The sequence below is a fragment of the Gordonia soli NBRC 108243 genome (assembly GCF_000334455.1).
Classification (GTDB): Bacteria; Actinomycetota; Actinomycetes; order Mycobacteriales; family Mycobacteriaceae; genus Gordonia; species Gordonia soli.
On record NZ_BANX01000019.1, the window covers coordinates 39027 to 56389 of the forward strand.

A 17363-nucleotide genomic window follows, 5' to 3' on the forward strand; every position below is an offset into this window, starting at 1 on the left:
GTGATCCTCACTCGTCTGTCTCGGGGCCGCTCGGTGCGGCGTCCTCGCTGATGAGGAAAACGTTATGAGGCTTCCGCTCCGGGGTCGATGGGGAGAACTACCCACCCCATGGGGAGAACTACCCATGCCATCGACGCAGGTCAGAAGGGTGGCTGGTCGGCAGACGACACCGGATGCGTCAGCCTGCGGTGTTGCGGGCCGCTTCGTCGTCGATGAGGGGGAGATCGGCGCGCGTGACGATGCGGGACGCGACCGCGTACTCGACTAGTTTGGTCCGACGATTGGTCGCCAGACGTCCACCGCCGCCACGCATCCCGCTCACGCCGAGCTGATCGAGCTTGTCGCAGACGTTGTCGAGCTTGCGATTGAACTTGGTGATCGGCCATCCCAGCCGCGCCGCTGCCTGTGCCGAGGAAGGGATCGCGCTGGCACCCGTGCCCTCTCGTCGCAGGATCTCCTCTGCGAGTACGACGATGAGGAGCTTCTGACTCTCGGTGAGCGTGGGGACCCCTTGAGTCGTCCGTCCGCCGGCGACCTGCGGCCGCGTCACCGATCGCACCTGCGGCGCGCTGGCCACGACGTCGACCTCGTATGTGGTCGGGCCCGCGGTGAACACCACGGTGGTCCGGCCGAACACGAGCGGCATCCGCGCACCGGGTCCGAGCGTGGCGGAGAAACCGACGTCCCCCGCTGACACACTCGCCGACAGGTGGGTCCCCAGATTGGTCAGCCACCAGAGGCCGTTCTCGTTGTGCAACACTAGGAATCGTCGATGAAGATAGGGGTTGTCGTCCACCGACAGGTCGGCCTCGCGACCGATGAAGAAACGTTGACCGGCGGTCAGCGGAAAGAACTCACCGCAGTAGTCCACATACGACCGGTCGTCGTCGGATGCGGGCTCGGGTGCCACCGTCACGGCGCCCGATCAGCGCCGGTCGTCGGCGTCCACGGTCGCCGGCTCCCCGACCTCGTCGGTCGTGCCCGCATCCGCATCGACCCGGTCGGCATCGGCGTCGGGAACCGCGACCTGTGCGGTCGACACCGAGTCGTGGACCGCCACGACGATCACGGTCACGTTGTCGTGTGCACCGAGCCCCAGCGCGGCATCGACCAGCGCCTCCGCGGCCACCTCCGAGTCGGGCGAGTCGGCCAGGATGCCCTCGATCTCCTCGTCGGGCAGTTCGCCGGTCAAGCCGTCCGAGCAGACCAGCAGGAGGTCCCCCGGCAGTGCCTCGAAGGAGAAGAAGTCGGCCTGCGGCTCGACCATCCCGGCACCCAGCGCGCGGGTGATGACGTTGCGGCGCGGGTCGACCCGGGCCTGCTCTTTGGTGATGAAGCCCGCGTCGACGAACTCCTGCACCTGCGAGTGGTCGATGGTCAGCTGCTCCAGGACCCCCGCCTGATAACGGTAGGTCCGAGAATCGCCGATGTTGAGCACCAGCCAGTGCGGTCGGCCCTCGTGGGTCACCAGGACCAGACCGGTGGCCGTGGTGCCGGCCCGACGCTCGGACTCGGTGGAGATCTCACCGATCTTGGTCTGCGCGGTGGACAGCAGATCGATCAGCGCGGCCTGGGTCTCCCCCTGGTCGACACTGGCCTCGACGTCGGCGAGCGTCAGCAGCGCGGCCTCGCTGGCCAACTCGCCGCTGTCGTGCCCGCCCATGCCGTCGGCGAGCAGGTAGCGCCCCGGCAAGGCCAGGGCCGCATCCTCGTTGGTCTCCCGCACCCGACCGACATTGCAGGCGACCGACCACTCCAGTCGTAGATCGCCGAGGATGTCGGTGCCCGATCGGGAAGCATCCCGAACTATGGTCGCCGCGTTCATGGTCAGCAGATCCTACCGGTGCGACGCGCCCGGGACGCGATGGTCATCCGATCGATCGCGTCGGCCGATGACGGACGAGCCCCGAAGGCGAACGCGCGTCCCACGCCTACCAGCCGCGCTCGGCGAGGCGGTGCGGCTGTGGGATGTCGTCGACGTTGATCCCGACCATCGCCTCACCGAGTCCGCGCGAGACCTTGGCGAGGACGTCGGGATCGTCGTGGAAGGTCGTCGCCTGGACGATCGCGGCGGCACGCTGAGCCGGGTTGCCCGACTTGAAGATGCCCGAGCCGACGAACACACCCTCGGCGCCGAGCTGCATCATCATCGCGGCGTCGGCCGGCGTGGCGATACCGCCCGCGGTGAACAGGGTGACCGGGAGCTTGCCGAGCTCGGCGACCTCGGCGACGAGCTCGTATGGCGCCTGCAATTCCTTGGCCGCGACGAACAGCTCGTCCTTGGGCAGCGAGGTCAGGCGTCGGATCTCCCCGCGGATCTTGCGCATGTGGGTGGTGGCGTTGGAGACGTCACCGGTTCCGGCCTCACCCTTGCTGCGGATCATCGCCGCGCCCTCGGTGATCCGGCGCAGTGCCTCACCCAGGTTGGTCGCACCGCACACGAACGGCACGGTGAACGCCCACTTGTCGATGTGGTTGCTGTAGTCGGCCGGGGTCAGGACCTCGGACTCGTCGATGTAGTCGACACCGAGACTCTGCAGCACCTGCGCCTCGACGAAGTGACCGATCCGGGCCTTCGCCATGACCGGGATGCTGACCGCGGCGATGATGCCGTCGATCATGTCGGGATCGCTCATCCTCGAGACGCCACCCTGCGCCCGGATGTCGGCGGGGACGCGCTCGAGCGCCATCACGGCCACCGCTCCGGCGTCCTCGGCCACCTTGGCCTGCTCCGGTGTGACGACGTCCATGATCACGCCGCCCTTGAGCATCTCCGCCATGCCGCGCTTGACGCGGGCGGTGCCCGGACCGACGGGGCCCTCATCGGGGCCGACGCCGTTGATCCGTGCGTCCGGTCCGGGAGTGTTCCCTGACTGGATAGTTGTCACCTGGTCTCCTGAGTCTCGGTGCGAGCGTCGGTTCCCACCGACGTGCAGTTCACAGTCGATTCTAGGCGAGGGCACTCGCGTGCCGGTCACCCGCGTCCTGTACCGCTCGACGTGATCGCGCGACCCCGTCGGGCGCGGACGATCAGAAATTGGTCGGCGTGATCCGCTCGATGATCTCGAAGTACTGCGGCAGTTCCGCGGTGCCGCCGAGGTGCAGCCAGCGGACCGCCCGACGCTCGGCGAGACCGCGAGTGTCGCGCACGGCATCGTTGTAGAAGCGCCGCGCCATCATCACGCGGGTCTCGGCATCGGCGAGCTCCACCACCAGCGCCGGTGGTCGCGACTCGGTGTCGGTGCGGGCCAGCACCGCCGACATGGTGTTCTCTGCCTGCTCGCGCAGGATCGGCGCGGCGTGCTCGGCCTGATCCGCCGCCGCCGCGAGTTCGCGACCGGCCGACTTCACGTCCGGATCACTGCTGTAGCTCATCCCCGCAGCGACCGCGCGGGCCACGACCGAACGACGTGCCAGAGCCGCCTCAAGCGCCTGCCGCGCCAGGTCGACCCGCACGTTCAGCCGATCCAACCGGTTGGCCGTCTGATAGGCCCACCCCGCGATCAGCACCACGACAATGGCCACCGCGATCACGATGGTCAGCGTCAATCCCGAAACTGTCATCCCTCCCTCTCCGGTCCCCGTGCCGGCCGCGGACTCTCGCCGGCGATCAGTCGGAGACCACCACCGGTCCAGCGCCGACGGTCACCGTGTCATAGACGCGCAGGATCTGGTCCGCCACCCTGGACCAGTCGTACCGTGCCGCCCGGGCGCGTCCCCGGGCGACCAGATCGGCGCGTGCGTCGTCGTCGGACAGCAACTCGACGATGCTCGTCGCGAGGTCGTCCGCCGAACCGGTCGGGACCAGCCGGCCGGCCGTCCCGTCGTCGAGCACGCGTCGGAATGCATTCAGGTCGCTGGCGATCACCGCCGCGCCCGCCGCCATCGCCTCCACCAGCACGATGCCGAAACTCTCACCGCCGAGGTTGGGCGCGCAGTACACATCTGCCGAACGCAGCGCACGCGCCTTCGTCTCGTCGTCGACCTGCCCGAGGAACACCAGGTGGTCGGACAGTGCACCGGCACGCCGACGCAGCGCACGTTCGTTGCCGCCACCGACCACCAGCACCCGCAGGTCCCCGAATCTTTCCACGACAGTCGGCAGCGCGCGCATCAGGACGTCGATTCCCTTGCGCGGCTCGTCGTATCGCCCGAGAAACAGTACCGATCGTCCCGGATGCGGGTATCCCGGCAGGGGTTCGGCGGTCGCGAACCCGCCGACGTCGATGCCGTTGGGGATCTCCACCGCATCCGAACCGAGAGACTCCATCTGCCAACGACGAGCGAGTTCGGAGACGGCGATCTTGCCGGCAATACGCTCGTGATACGGGCGTAGAATGCCCTGGAACACGGTGAGCCACAACGATTTCGTCGTCGACGTGTGGAACGTCGTGACGATCGGACCGGAGGCCACCATCAAGCTGAGCATCGAGATGCTCGGCGAGTTCGGTTCGTGTACGTGCAGGACGTCGAAGTCGCCGTCGGCGATCCATCGACGCAGGCGCAGGTAGCCGTGCGGGCTGAAGTTCACCCGGGAGACGGAGCCGTTGTACGGGATCGCCAGCGCCGGACCGGCCGAGACCACATACTCCGGCAACGACGTGTCCGCCGCCGCCGGCGCGAGCACGCTGACCTCGTGTCCGCGGTCGATGAACACACCGGCCAACTCGACGACGTGTGCCTGGACCCCGCCGGGAACGTCGAACGAGTACGGGCAGATCATGCCGATCCTCACGGCGCGACCTCCCCGGTTCCGAGGCCGTTGGTCGGGTCCGCCGATCCGTGATCGTCCGGGACACCGATCCGGGCGCGTCGTTCGGCCGACCAGTCCGCCTCCCACAGCGGCTGCAGCATGTGCCAGTCGGCCGGGTGCGCGGCGATGTTGGCCTCGAAGGCCGTGGCCAAGGCCTGCGTCGCGGCCTCGACACCCCCGGACACATCGATCGGTTCACCCACGGACGCCATGGACATCGGCGCCTCGGTGAACCAGTGGTGGACCGGCAGCAGTGCCGCACCGGTCTCGATGGCGAGTCGCGCCGATCCCGCAGGCATCCGGGTCGGCTCGCCGAAGAACGTGACCGGAACACCGTGGCGCGCCAGATCACGCTCACCGAGCAGGCAGATTATCCCGCCCGCCCGCAAGCGTTCGGCGAGCTGCTCGAACGGCGGCTGCTCACCACCGCTGAGCGGGAAGATCTCGAACCCCAGGGACTCGCGGTAGGCGACGAACTGGTCGAACAACGACTCCGGTTGCAGCCGTTCGGCGACAGTCGCGAACTGACCGTAGTTCTGGACCAGCCAGACCCCTGCCATGTCCCAGTTGCCGGAGTGTGGCAGAGCCAGGATCACGCCCTTGCCCCGGTCGTGGGCCGCACGCAACCGATCGCGGTCGGGTTGCGGCAGTGTCAGCGTGGCGGCTCGCGCAGCCAGATCCTCGGCGGGCAGTCGGAACGCCTCACACCAGTAGCGCGCATATGAGCGGACCGCATCGGCGACGAGGTCGTCCGGGACCCGGTCCGGCGGCACGCCGATCACCCTGGAGAGATTGCGACGCAGTTGGTCTGGTCCGCCGTTGCGGCGACCGGCGAGACCGCCGACCCGGTCGAACAGGCCACGCGCGAGGCGCTCGGGTGCGTAGCGCACGGCAGCCCAACCGGCCCGGTATCCGAGGTCGGCGAGCTGTGCGGACAACGTGGTCATCGTCTCCCCCGTCGTTCGCTCAGGTGGTGCCCGGCCGTGCGGCCGGATCGTCGGCCGCGGGCGGTTCGTCCCGGTCGGGCTGCGCGACGGTCCCGGGGTCGACCGCGGTATCGGGGTGGGCTGCGGTACGGGGATCGGCTGCCGTGTCGGCGTCGGCAACCTCCGGGGGCGCGATCGAGATGAGGTCTCGGGCGCCCGGCGAGCGATAGATCGACCACATCCGCTGGCCGACCGTGATGACGCTGCCGACGGCGAGCAGCCACATGGCCACGTGGATCGCCCACGGCAGACCGAGCCCGGTGAAGCCGGCGCCGACGAGCACGATGATCAGCCGGTCCGGTCGCTCGATCAGACCGCCGTCGCCGTCGAGCCCGCTGGCCTCGGCTCGCGCTTTGGCGTAGGAGATGACCTGCGAGGTCACCAGGCAGATCATCGTCGCGACGAACAACAACCGATGCGGCTGCTCGACGGTGCACCACCACGCCAGGCCGGCGAAGATCGCACCATCGGCGATGCGGTCGCACGTGGCGTCCAGAACCGAGCCGAACCGCGTGCCACCACCGCGCGCCCGCGCCATGGCACCGTCGAGCATGTCGAACATCACGAACAGCCAGATCACCATCGTGCCCCAGAACAGCTGGCCCATCGGGAACAGCGTCAGGGCGGCGGCGATGGTCGCCACCGTGCCGATCAGGGTCATCATGTCGGGCGTGAGGCCGGTGCGCAGCAACGCCCGCCCCATCGGGAGGGTCACCTTGGACACCGATGCGCGGCCACGGATGCTCAGCACTTCGGCGCTCCTTCCGCTCGGCGACCCTCGGCGACTCCGCAGCTCGTCACGGTTCGGTGGACGTTCGATCGGACGGATTCTGGTCGGTCCCGGAGGGCTCGAATCGGGTCCAGGCGTCCGCGAGCAGGGACCGCGTGTCGCGGAGCAACTGTGGCATGACCTTCGTCTCCCCGACAACCGTGATGAAGTTCGCGTCGCCCACCCAGCGCGGGACGATGTGCTGGTGCAGGTGCTCGGCGAGTGATCCGCCTGCGGCGCTGCCCAGATTGAGTCCGACGTTGAACGCATTGGGGTTGGACACCGACTTGATGGTCCTGATCATCCGCTGGGTGAAAGCCATCAGCTCGTCGGATTCCGTGCGGGTCAGATCCTCTAGATCGGCGACCTGCCGATACGGGACGATCATGGTGTGCCCGGGGTTGTAGGGGTACAGGTTCAGCACGGCGTAGACGGACTCGCCGCGCGCGACGATCAGCCCGTCCTCGTCCGACTTGCGCGGAATGTCGAGGAACGGGTGACCGGTCGCCTTCTCCGACGCCGGCGGGTCTGCCGTGATGTAGGTCATCCGGTGCGGACTCCACAACCGCTGCAGCCGATCCGGGACGCCGACGCCCTCGTCCCGGATGCCGCCCCCGCCGGGGGCCTCAGCCACGGTCCGCCTCGACGCCGGTGTCGATCGCGAGCAGCTCGGCGGTCGGCGACTCGTTGCGCCGCGACCTGACCCAGCTGTCGACGAGCTCGATGGCGTCCGCGACCGGCACGCCGTTGACCTGGGTCCCGTCCCGGAACCGGAAGCTGACCGCGTCGGCCGCCACGTCACGTTCGCCGGCCAGCAGCATGAACGGCACCTTGCCGGTGGTGTGGTTGCGGATCTTCTTCTGCATCCGGTCGTCGGAGTGATCGACCTCGGCACGCACACCGCGCTTCTTGAGCTGGGTGACCACGTCCTGCAGGTGATCGGCAAACGCCTCGGCGACCGGGATGCCGACGACCTGCACCGGGGCGAGCCAAGCCGGGAACGCACCGGCGTAGTGCTCGGTGAGGACGCCGAAGAACCGCTCGATGGACCCGAAGAGTGCCCGGTGGATCATCACCGGCCGCTTCTTGGTGCCGTCGGAGGCCGTGTACTCGAGCTCGAAGAGCTCCGGCTCGAAGAAGTCGAGCTGCAGCGTGGACATCTGCCAGGTACGTCCCAGTGCGTCACGCGCCTGCACGGAGATCTTCGGTCCGTAGAACGCCGCGCCCCCCGGGTCGGGGACCAGTTCCAGTCCGGACCGCTCCCCGACCTCGCGCAGGGTGTCCGTCGCCTGTTCCCACAGTTCGTCGGTGCCGACGAACTTCTTCGGGTCCTTGGTCGACAACTCGAGGTAGAAGTCGTCGAGGCCGTAGTCCTTCAGCAGGTCCAACACGAACTGCAGGGTGCTCGTCAGCTCCTCGACGACCTGCTCCTGCGTGCAGTAGATGTGGGCGTCGTCCTGGGTGAAGCCGCGTGCGCGGGTCAGGCCGTGGATGACACCGGACTTCTCGTAGCGGTAGACGGAGCCGAACTCGAAGAGCCGCAACGGCAACTCGCGATACGACCGTCCGCGCGAACGGAAGATCAGGTTGTGCATCGGACAGTTCATGGGCTTGACGTAGTAGTCCTGCCCCGGCTTGCGCACGGTCCCGTCGTCGTTGTACTCCGCGTCGAGGTGCATCGGCGGGAACATCCCGTCGGCGTACCAGTCGAGGTGACGCGAGACCTCGAACAGATGCCCCTTGGTCAGGTGCGGGGTGTTGACGAACTCGTACCCGGCCGTCACATGCTGCGCCCGCGAGTAGTCCTCCATCTCCTTGCGGATGATCCCGCCCTTGGGGTGGAAGACCGGCAGCCCCGAACCGAGCTCGTCGGGGAAGCTGAACAGATCGAGTTCGGCACCTAGCTTCCGGTGATCGCGGCGCTCTGCCTCGGCGAGCAGTTCGAGGTAGGCGTCCTGGGCCTCGGCGGACTCCCATGCGGTGCCGTACACACGCTGAAGATCGGCGTTGTCCTGGTCGCCGCGCCAGTAGGCCGCCGAGCTCCGGGTCAACTTGAACGCCGCGATGTACTTGGTGGTCGGGACGTGGGGTCCGCGGCACAGGTCGCCCCAGATCCGTTCGCCGGTGCGCGGATTGAGGTTGTCGTAGGCGGTCAGTTCTCCGGCGCCGACCTCCATGACCTCGGGATCGTCGGCCGACCCCTTGTCGTCGACCAGCTCGAGTTTGTACGGCTCACCGGCCAGTTCCGCCTTCGCCTCGTCGGTGGACGCGTAGACCCGCCGGGAGAACCGCTGTCCCGACTTGATGATCTGCTTCATCTTCTTCTCGAGGGCACTCAGGTCCTCGGGGGTGAAGGGCTCGGCGACATCGAAGTCGTAGTAGAAGCCGTCCCGGATCGGCGGGCCGATGCCGAGCTTGGCGTCGGGGTGGAGATCCTGCACCGCCTGCGCGAGCACGTGCGCCGCCGAGTGACGGATCACGCTGCGCCCGTCCTCGGTATCGGCGGCGACCGGGGTGACGTCGGTGTCGGCGTCGGGCGCCCACGAGAGGTCGCGGAGCACGCCGGTGTCGTCACGGACCACGACGATCGCCTGCGGGCCCTTGTTCGGGAGTTCGAGTTCCCGCAGTGCCGTGCCCGCGGTGGTCCCGGCCGGCACACGGATCGTGGCGGGGGTGGTCACCTTGATGTCGTCGGGCACGGTGCTGGACTCCTGATCGATCGGCGGCGACCGCGCTGCGGTCGTCGAGGGGTGGTCGGATGCTGTACAGCATGGTATCCGCGCGTCGGTCGGCGCCGAGCACCGGCGACCGGGTTGGCACGACCTACAGGTCAGAAGATCGGACTCTGCAGCCAGCTCTGGTGCAAGCCCACCCATCCCGCGACGCTGCCGATCGCCCCGAGCAGCCACAACGTCACACAGACGATGGCAAAGGTCGCCAAGCCGAACAGCGCCTGCACCGACCAGTGCTGTTGCTTCATCCAGTCGAGCCAGAGGTCGTACTTGCCTCGCGCAAATGTCAAGAGGCGGTGCGCCCAGGTGAATTCCGACGCCAAGATGCCGAGTCCCAGGAAGACGATCAACCAGCCCGGCCCGGGATACGGGATGGCCACGATCCCGCCGGCCAGCACCATTGCGCCGATGAGGCCGACCCCGATGCGGTATCCCAGGTTCAGCTTGGGATCGCGGCGGATCACGTAGCGCCGTTTACGGGCCCAGACCCGCAGGTCCGTCCAGGTCGTCGACATGCTCCCCATCCGTCGGCGGGTCGTACCCCATCCGGTTGCACCGTGCCGCGGCGCCCAGCGGGACGCCGCAGATCTTCCTCCGATGTCCAGATTACGTCGTCGGGCGCGATGCCTCGGCCGACGCGGGGGCGCCACCGCCGATCGTGTCGTCCGCTCGAACGGTCGCCGGCGTCGCACGGGCGTCGTCTGCGGCGACCTCATCGCACGCCGGGGCGTCGACCACTGCCCGTCGTTCGCGGAGTTCGGTCACCGCGACGGCGACGATCGTCAGCGCCAACACCAGCGGGTAGCAACCGGAGTACAGGATCACCAGCAGGTGATCCCACCATTGCGGATTCGGCCAGCGCGGCATCATGAAAAGCCCCAACGCGATCGCGTGGTCGGAGCCGAATCGCGGCCCGCTGAGATACCAGTGTTTGACCCACGTGAACGACAGCACCACGATCAGCGCCGGGGTCAGCCAACGCCACCACGCCGACCGTCCGCGGGCGAGACCGCGGTAGGCGAAGTCGAAGGCGATGACGAACAGCGGCACCAACCACACCCAGTGGTGGCCCCAGGAGAACGGTGAGACCGTGGCCCCGGTCATGCCGGTGATGGTGACGGCCAACAGCTCCCGTCCACGTCGGTGGCATGTCCAGGCCGCCCAGAGCCCGGCAGCCGCGGCGACGACGGCGATCGGCATCCACAGCCACGGCGGCGCCTCGTAGACCGGGATCCCCTTCAACGGTTCGGCGTATCGCCGGATATCGAAGTGGGCCAACAGCTGCGAGATGAAACCGTTGATCGACTGGTTCGCGGGTGAGTCGACGCGACCGACGCGTGCTGCGCCGGTCGCGTACTGCGTCCAGTACTGACTCGCGTCGCCGCGGATGACCACCAACCCGATCACGATGGACAGCACGAAGGTCACCACCGCGGTGACCGCCGCCCGCCACCGCCGGGTCGCCAGCAGGTACAGCACGAAGAAACCGGGGGTGAGCTTGAGGCCGGCGGCGAGTCCCACACCGATGCCGCGCAGGCGGGAGTTGGGCCGGATCATGTCGAGCAGGACCAGGTCGACCAGCACCAAGAGCATCAGGAACACGTTGATCTGCCCGAGCCAGATGGTGGTGCGAACCGGCTCGAGGGCGGTCGATGCCACCGTCAGGAACAGCGCGAACAACGCGACGCGTCGGTCCATGCGGTAGCCGAGACTGCGCAGGCTCAGCCCGATGGTGGCTGCGAGGGCGACGAAGGTGGCCGACCACCACACCAGACTCGCCGCGGTCTGCCCCATCGCTGCGAACGGCACGAACACCAGCGCCGACAGCGGCGGGTAGGTGAAGTCGAGCCCCCAGAGCACCGGGGCCGTGTAGAGCGGCCGGCCATCGATGATCGCCTGCCCTCCCGCCCGGTACACCCGGAGGTCGGTGAGGTTGCCGAACAGCGCGTAGAACGGGTTGTCGGGTGAGATGGCGGTGAGGTGCCAGATGACGACCGCGACCGCCGCGAGAGCTGCCGCCCCGACTGCCCACCACTGCAGGATCGTCGTCCTCTCAGGACGATTCACGGTGGCGTCGGGGGTGGACACCCCAGGAGCCTAACGCCGCGGTCGGGACGTCGCCTTCAGGCGCGACGGTAGATCTGGACGGTCACCCCGCTGGGGAACGCACGGCTATCGGCGAGAGTCAGCCGCATCGGTGTCTCGACCTCGGGGAACACACGGAATCCCGAACCGAGGATCAGCGGGAACACCGTGAGTCGCAGTTCGTCGACCAGGTCGGTCGCCAGCAGTTCGTGGACGAGGGTGCGACTGCCCGCCACCAGCAGGATGCCGTCGGTACGGTCACGGAGATCACGTACCGAGTCGGCGACCGGCCCCTCGAGCGCCGTCGAGTTGTTCCAGTCCAGTCGGGTCACTGTGTTGGTCACGACGTACTTGGGGAAGGCGTTCATCTTGTCGGCGAACCCGATCTCGTCCTCGTAGTGCGGCCACGCGCCGGCGAAGGACTCGTAGGTCACGCGACCCAGCAGATGCGCCTCCGCCTCGAAGACTTCTTGTGCCTTGAAGGCCTCGACCTCGGGATCGGGATACTCGGTCACCCACCCCGTGTGCGGATAGCCGGGCTCGCCCCCGGGTGCCTCCATCACCCCGTCCAGCGAGACGAACTCGGTCACGACGATCCGGCCCACGGCGTACTCCTCCTCAGCGCCGACTGTCGGCGACTCCAGCATGATCGACTGCCACGGTCGACGGAACTCATCGCTGTGCGGCCGGACGGATCTAGATTGGCGTCATGCCGATCCTCAACAAAGACATGACCCTGTGCATCTCCCTGGCCGGACGTCCGTCCAATCTCGGCACCCGATTCCATAACTTCCTGTATGACGAACTCGGCCTGAACTTCGTCTACAAGGCGTTCACCACGGACGACATCGCAGCGGCGATCGGAGGCGTGCGCGCACTCGGCATCCGAGGATGCTCGGTCTCGATGCCGTTCAAGGAAGCGGTGATCGACTTGGTCGACGAGATCGAGGGTTCCGCGGCAGCCATCGAGTCGGTCAACACCATCGTCAACGACAACGGCCGTCTGCGAGCGTCGAACACCGACTACGAGGCGGTGGCGACCTTGATCGCCGAGCACGGACTCGATCCCTTCGCTCCGGTGCTGGTGCGCGGATCGGGCGGGATGGCCAAGGCTGTCGTCGCAGCCTTCCGCGGCGCGGGCTTCGCCGAACTGACGGTGGTCGCCCGCAATCGCGAGGCGGGCCGCACGTTGGCCGAGAAGTACGAATACCGGCACGTGCTCGACGATCCCGCGCCAGGCGCAGCGATCTTGGTCAACGTGACCCCGTTGGGTATGGCGGGAGCCGACGAGAACACCGTCGCATTCTCCGCAGAGCACATCGAGGCCGCCGAGGTGGTGTTCGACGTCGTGGCGTTCCCCGCCGAGACACCACTGATTCGCGCAGGCCGTGCGGCGAACACCCGGGTCATCACCGGCGCCGAGGTGATCGCCCTGCAGGCCGCGCGGCAGTTCGAGAAGTACACCGGCGTCGAGATCACGCGCGAACAGGTCGAGCGGGCGTCGGCGTTCTCGCGGAGCTGAGCTCGGAATTCGCGATGTCGGTCTGCGGAGTCTGTGCGCTCGCCGGCGGTCTCGAGTGGGTGAATCGCCGGCACGCGGCGCGATGCGCTCGGATGCATCAGAAAGAAGGGTGGTCCCGGCTGGGATCGAACCAGCCCCAGCGGGCAGTCTGAATCCACGCCCAACCAGCGTGAACAGGCCAGAAATAGCTACTTGACGTGCGGTTATGAGTATTGTGGTGAGTAAGGATGGTTGAGGGCGGTTTGGTGTCACTATTGCCCGCTTGTTGCCCAACTGTCGCCCGCCGATGCACCCGAGGAGACCCGACATGGCCCGTAGCGCCGCCAGCAAGACACAGCCCCGCACCCGCCGCTCGTTCGGTCGGCTGCGCCAGCGGACCTCGGGGAGGTGGCAGGCGGGCTACCTCCACCACGGGACGATCCACAACGCGCCCGCCACGTTCCCGACCAAGGACGCCGCGACGGCATGGCTGTCGACGGAGCAGGACCTCATCGACCTCGATCACCGCAACCCCGGCAAGGGCATCTGGACCCCGCCCGCCGACCGGGCCACCAAGGCGAAGGCGGCGGTGCTGACGTTGCGGGTCTACGCCGACCGATGGCTGGAACACCGCTCCCTGTCGCGGCGGACCCGGGAGAACTATCGCTACCACCTGGACCAGAACATCTTCCCGGTGCTCGGCGACGCGGTGCTGACCGAGATCACCACCGAGGACGTGCGCGCGTGGCACTCCGGCCTCGGTGAGGAGCACGCGACCCGCAACGCCCGGGCCTACGGGGTGCTGACGGCGGTGCTCAACACCGCAGTCGACGATGGGCTGATCGACCGCTCCCCCGCACGTATCAAGGGTGCGTCGGCGGTCAAGCGCACCAAGCGCGACGTGGTGCTGCTGGAGGCCCCCGAGCTGACCGCGCTCGCCGATGCCATGCCGGAGACGTTGCAGCTCACCGTCCTCCTGGCCGGGTGGTGCGGGATGCGGCGCGGCGAGGTGTTCGCCCTCACCCGTGCCGACATCGGCCCCGAGGCTGCCACCGTGCGGATCAACAAGGCGGTGACCTACCGGGAGCGCAAGTACGTGTGCGGCCCGCCCAAGACCCGCGAGTCGAACCGGACCGTCACCGTGCCGCCGCACCTGCGCCCGGTCGTCACCGCGCACCTAGCCGAGCACGTCGGCAAGGCCAGGACCGCGCTGCTGTTCCCCGATCCCGGATCGGGGTCCTACTACGCCGAGGGTCGGTTCAGGGTCCCGTTCTTCGCTGCCCGCGACGCCATCGGCAAGCCCGAGCTGCATTTCCACGACCTGCGGCACTTCGGCGGTGTGATGGCTGCGCTGACCGGCGCGACGACCCGGGAGGTCATGGACCGACTCGGGCACACGACGTCGACGGCGGCGATGCGCTACCAGCACGTCGCGGCGGGCCGTGCGGATGCGCTCGCCGACAAGCTCTCGGCGCTAGCCGGTGGCGCTGTCTGATCCCTCACCTCCGGACTCAGTCGCGGCGCCACCATCTGAATCCTCAACGAGTAGTCAGCGCCGCATCGTGTACGTGATGGTCTTGTGTTCCCACCCGTCTTCCCAAGAAAAATAGACCGTTTTGCCGACTCCCTCGAACTCCCAGCGCATGAAGCTGGGACGTTGTATCGACCCTCGAATTGGGTTCTCGGGCGCGCTGAACGCTTCCAGTTCCCGTCCTTGGTTGTACAGAGTGATCCCGAATTCGACCCCAGCGAGTCGGACCGTGCCTCCGCAGATCGCGTTAGTTCCGTTGGCCAGGAACGGCTGCGCTGACCACCAGTCGGAAAGTATCGGCTCTGGGTTCCTAAAGGGGTCGAACGTAAGCGGGCTATCCACCTGACTCGCTACGCACATTCCCCATGTCTCCGGCCACTCGGCACGTCCAAGCAAGATGTCGACTGCCTCTGGAGGTATCGGCGTAGACACACGGCCACCGTTTCCTGTGAAAGCGTTCGCGGCGGCATGATTCAACAGAAGCTTCAACGCCCACCGCTGGAAATCGTCGCCTGAGATGTGCACCTCAGCCTCGTCTCCCCACGCGCCTGCTCCCCCGCGCCACTCAAGCGCGATGTCTCGAATGAATCGTGCAAAGCTGATGGCGGCGTCGTCCGCAGGGTGAAGTCCGTGATTGTGGCTGGTGCAGAGCACATTGGCGACGAACTTCTTGGGCTTGACGGGCCGTACGATCCCGGCTCCGTGGTTGTGCTGGATTGTCGCGTTCGGGTCATCGAAGGTGAAGAGCTTGATGAGGCCGTGGGACACGTAGTGCTCACCCGAGATCGTGGCCGAGCAGCCCCCACGAGTATTCACGTAGCAGCGAGGGTGGCGATATTCCGGATCGCCCTCTTGGAACAGCTCAATGATCTCGAACACCTGCTCCGGCGGATACAGCCCTCCATCTACGCGTGCGGGTTGGCTCGGCGTCTCCCCGATTCTCACCGTGACGACTGCGCCTGGCCGCGTTGCGCGGTTCGGAATCTGGTGAATCTCGATGATCTGCGCGGGAACATTGAACTTGCCGTCGTCCGAATGCGCCCCGATGAAGAGGCCTAGGTGGTCGCCTGTCAGATCCTTAGCAGCAATTTCGTACTGCGACACAACTCCGCGAGACACGTCGCCACCGATCAGATCGACGCTGCGAAGCGTAGGTTCTCGTTCTTCCAGGGCTTCGTCGTCCGGCGCATTGAAGCACCCGATGACGCCAGACAGACGATAAACCCATGTCCGGCGCGCATTGCCCTCGGGGACACCAATGAAGCGGGCGATTGGACCGTGCTCGTGCTCGAGAACCCAGTCGATCTCGTCCACCGTCAGCGGCTTAGTGGCACGATCCTTGAAGATCGTGTCGCCGACACGTACAGCCAGAACCGGTATAGCGATAGGCGAGTCTGAAGGCATGCCGAACCTTACACCCCCGGCTCTAACCACCTCGGGACTCCTCAACCGGATGTGTCAAGCGGCATTTCGTTCTCAGCGTCGGGACGCTCGACCCTTCTCGGTCAGGGAGAACTGTGTGGTCGTGCCCGTGCCGTACTCGTGTTTGCGGCTGCGAATGTCCCCCTTGACGGTCAGCCTGTGGATCGCCGGTTCGATGTGAACCCGGCTGCTACTGGTGATGACCTTCCTGATCGCGTTGATCGTCATCCAGTCACCGTCGGCGGGCAGCATCTCGCGGATACGGTCGGCGACCTTGCGCACCTGGCGCTCAGCACGCACCTCGTCGGCGGCGGCCTGGCGCACACCGTCGAGCTGCCCACGGCTTACCGACTCGCGCTCCGCAGTGGCCGACGATGCTGCGGCGACGTACGCCATAGCGGCGGTTGACACCGTCATGAGGCACTCGGCGCGCTGCCAGTCTTCGACTCCGACGTAGGTGCGCCCGTGAATCACCGCGAACGCGGTGGCCACCTTGAGCTGACACAGGAGCCGGTGACCGGCGAGCGGGTCGTCGGACCTGCCGAACATGTCGGCGTCCTTGGCGGCGTCTACCGCGATGACCGCTTCAGCGATGGTCGTACCCACACCAATCGGCACCAGCGGCACGTCGAGGTTGTCACCGCCGTCATCGGGCACCGCGAACGGATCGATGCCGAAGTCGGGCAGGACCAACGCCCGGGGCGCGGTCTCGGCACGATCCGTGCGCACTACCCCGTCACGCACCGGTGCCCACAGAAACCGTTGCGGCAACCCGTCAGTAGTGGCCTGGTCGTTCAGCAGGATCGCACCGTTGTCGGGCTGCACACCAGCGGACAGACACAGCCGGTAGGAGTGCATCGGGAGGATCACGCGCCGTTCCTTGTCGGCGTTGGCGAATCCCAGCTCCTCGCCCATCGATGCCTTGAGCAATTCGGGAACCAATGTTGTTCCGCTGCGGGCGGTGAGCGAACTCAGCGTGGCAATATCGCGGACTCCAAACAGTCCAACCCGCTCGTGAAACTCGACGCGGTAACGGCCCGTCACGGGGTCGGTTCCGGCCTTGGCGTAAGTGCGGTTGATTCCTTCGCCGGTGCCGATAGGCAGCATCGGTTGGCGCGGCAGCAGATGCTCAGAATCGCCGGCGCCGATGCGGATATCGAACGCCTCGGCTGCCGCCTTGTCCGCAGATCCCTTCCCGCCGCCGGAAACCCCAATGAGCGCCAGGAACGTGTTGATCGATACCTCGCTCCCAATGATGGCGGGCAGCACGACGTTGTGGGGCAGGGCAAGCACTACTCGCATCAGCACCCCGCTCAGAACGGCCCACCGTCCGACGTGGCGAGCGTCGGCGAACGCCGCGACGTGCGTGAGCTGCGGGCTGGAGTCGAACAGGTCGGACGCCTCCAAAGTTGCCCGCCGGAGCCGGTCCTCGGCGTCGCGCGCTGCACACTCGGTCACGCGCTCATTTTCGACGGAGCTCTGCACGCTCTGCTTCACTGCGGCGATGGCCAAACGGTTCTCGCGTGCCCGCTCATCATCGCGGCTGTTCACGCTCCCGTCGGTCCCGTTCTCGGTGATACTCTG

16 protein-coding genes are annotated in these 17363 nt (G+C 67.1%); 2 read left to right on the forward strand and 14 right to left on the reverse strand.

What is annotated here, in order from left to right; translation table 11 throughout:
- Positions 1 to 178: 178 nt before the first annotated feature.
- The 12 genes from GS4_RS13290 to GS4_RS13345 form a co-directional block, all read right to left on the reverse strand.
- Entirely contained in the window at positions 179 to 916 is a 738-nt protein-coding gene (locus tag GS4_RS13290) for an FHA domain-containing protein (protein ID WP_007621340.1), read from the reverse strand.
- Positions 917 to 925: 9 nt separating this feature from the next.
- A complete protein-coding gene (locus GS4_RS13295) occupies positions 926 to 1825 on the reverse strand; it encodes a PP2C family protein-serine/threonine phosphatase (protein ID WP_007621341.1) in 900 nt (299 codons plus the stop codon).
- Positions 1826 to 1931: 106 nt separating this feature from the next.
- A complete protein-coding gene (gene pdxS / locus GS4_RS13300) occupies positions 1932 to 2843 on the reverse strand; it encodes a pyridoxal 5'-phosphate synthase lyase subunit PdxS (RefSeq protein WP_051989727.1) in 912 nt (303 codons plus the stop codon).
- A gap of 187 nt (positions 2844 to 3030) precedes the next feature.
- Positions 3031 to 3564, reverse strand: a complete 534-nt coding sequence (locus GS4_RS13305; RefSeq protein ID WP_007621343.1) for a LemA family protein — start codon at positions 3562 to 3564, stop codon at positions 3031 to 3033.
- Positions 3565 to 3610: 46 nt separating this feature from the next.
- Positions 3611 to 4735 carry a glycosyltransferase family 4 protein gene (locus GS4_RS13310; protein WP_007621344.1) on the reverse strand — a complete coding sequence of 375 codons (1125 nt, stop codon included), beginning with the start codon at positions 4733 to 4735 and terminating at the stop codon, positions 3611 to 3613.
- Positions 4732 to 5700, reverse strand: a complete 969-nt coding sequence (locus GS4_RS13315; protein WP_007621345.1) for a phosphatidylinositol mannoside acyltransferase — start codon at positions 5698 to 5700, stop codon at positions 4732 to 4734. The genes GS4_RS13310 and GS4_RS13315 overlap by 4 nt, the downstream gene beginning before the upstream one ends.
- A gap of 19 nt (positions 5701 to 5719) precedes the next feature.
- Entirely contained in the window at positions 5720 to 6490 is a 771-nt protein-coding gene (pgsA, locus tag GS4_RS13320) for a phosphatidylinositol phosphate synthase (protein WP_007621346.1), read from the reverse strand.
- 46 nt (positions 6491 to 6536) lie between these two features.
- A complete protein-coding gene (locus GS4_RS13325) occupies positions 6537 to 7142 on the reverse strand; it encodes an ATP adenylyltransferase (protein WP_007621348.1) in 606 nt (201 codons plus the stop codon).
- Positions 7135 to 9207, reverse strand: coding sequence for a threonine--tRNA ligase (gene thrS, locus GS4_RS13330; protein ID WP_007621349.1), 2073 nt, complete (start codon positions 9205 to 9207; stop codon positions 7135 to 7137). Before thrS ends, GS4_RS13325 begins: the two co-directional genes overlap by 8 nt.
- A 131-nt stretch (positions 9208 to 9338) precedes the next feature.
- A complete protein-coding gene (locus GS4_RS13335) occupies positions 9339 to 9755 on the reverse strand; it encodes a TIGR02611 family protein (protein ID WP_007621350.1) in 417 nt (138 codons plus the stop codon).
- Positions 9756 to 9846: 91 nt separating this feature from the next.
- Positions 9847 to 11328: a glycosyltransferase 87 family protein gene (locus GS4_RS13340; RefSeq protein WP_007621351.1), complete on the reverse strand. Its 1482-nt coding sequence runs from the start codon at positions 11326 to 11328 to the stop codon at positions 9847 to 9849.
- 35 nt (positions 11329 to 11363) lie between these two features.
- On the reverse strand, positions 11364 to 11930 hold the full coding sequence (locus tag GS4_RS13345; protein ID WP_040510510.1) for a dihydrofolate reductase family protein: 567 nt from the start codon (positions 11928 to 11930) through the stop codon (positions 11364 to 11366).
- A gap of 104 nt (positions 11931 to 12034) precedes the next feature.
- On the opposite strand from GS4_RS13345, the gene GS4_RS13350 reads away from it, so the two are divergent.
- The gene (locus GS4_RS13350; RefSeq protein ID WP_007621354.1) at positions 12035 to 12847 is read left to right on the forward strand and encodes a shikimate 5-dehydrogenase; all 813 of its coding nucleotides are present in this window, start codon (positions 12035 to 12037) and stop codon (positions 12845 to 12847) included.
- A gap of 307 nt (positions 12848 to 13154) precedes the next feature.
- Positions 13155 to 14321, forward strand: coding sequence for a tyrosine-type recombinase/integrase (locus tag GS4_RS13355; RefSeq protein ID WP_007621355.1), 1167 nt, complete (start codon positions 13155 to 13157; stop codon positions 14319 to 14321).
- A 54-nt stretch (positions 14322 to 14375) separates the two neighbouring features.
- Here the strand turns inward: GS4_RS13355 and GS4_RS13360 are convergent, their stop codons facing one another.
- Both GS4_RS13360 and GS4_RS13365 read right to left on the reverse strand, forming a co-directional pair.
- Positions 14376 to 15761: a hypothetical protein gene (locus GS4_RS13360; protein ID WP_157226619.1), complete on the reverse strand. Its 1386-nt coding sequence runs from the start codon at positions 15759 to 15761 to the stop codon at positions 14376 to 14378.
- 72 nt (positions 15762 to 15833) lie between these two features.
- Complete coding sequence (locus GS4_RS13365; protein WP_040510479.1) at positions 15834 to 17330, reverse strand: hypothetical protein; 1497 nt, start codon at positions 17328 to 17330, stop codon at positions 15834 to 15836.
- Positions 17331 to 17363 lie beyond the last annotated feature (33 nt).

Bases quoted from the DNA above. Each gene is read 5' to 3' on its own strand.
- GS4_RS13295 (WP_007621341.1), bottom strand. From the start codon at position 1,825: ATGAACGCGGCGACCATAGTTCGGGATGCTTCCCGATCGGGCACCGAC.
- GS4_RS13305 (WP_007621343.1), bottom strand. From the start codon at position 3,564: ATGACAGTTTCGGGATTGACGCTGACCATCGTGATCGCGGTGGCCATT.
- GS4_RS13315 (WP_007621345.1), bottom strand. From the start codon at position 5,700: ATGACCACGTTGTCCGCACAGCTCGCCGACCTCGGATACCGGGCCGGT.
- GS4_RS13335 (WP_007621350.1), bottom strand. From the start codon at position 9,755: ATGTCGACGACCTGGACGGACCTGCGGGTCTGGGCCCGTAAACGGCGC.
- GS4_RS13350 (WP_007621354.1), top strand. From the start codon at position 12,035: ATGCCGATCCTCAACAAAGACATGACCCTGTGCATCTCCCTGGCCGGA.
- GS4_RS13355 (WP_007621355.1), top strand. From the start codon at position 13,155: ATGGCCCGTAGCGCCGCCAGCAAGACACAGCCCCGCACCCGCCGCTCG.
- GS4_RS13360 (WP_157226619.1), bottom strand. From the start codon at position 15,761: ATGCCTTCAGACTCGCCTATCGCTATACCGGTTCTGGCTGTACGTGTC.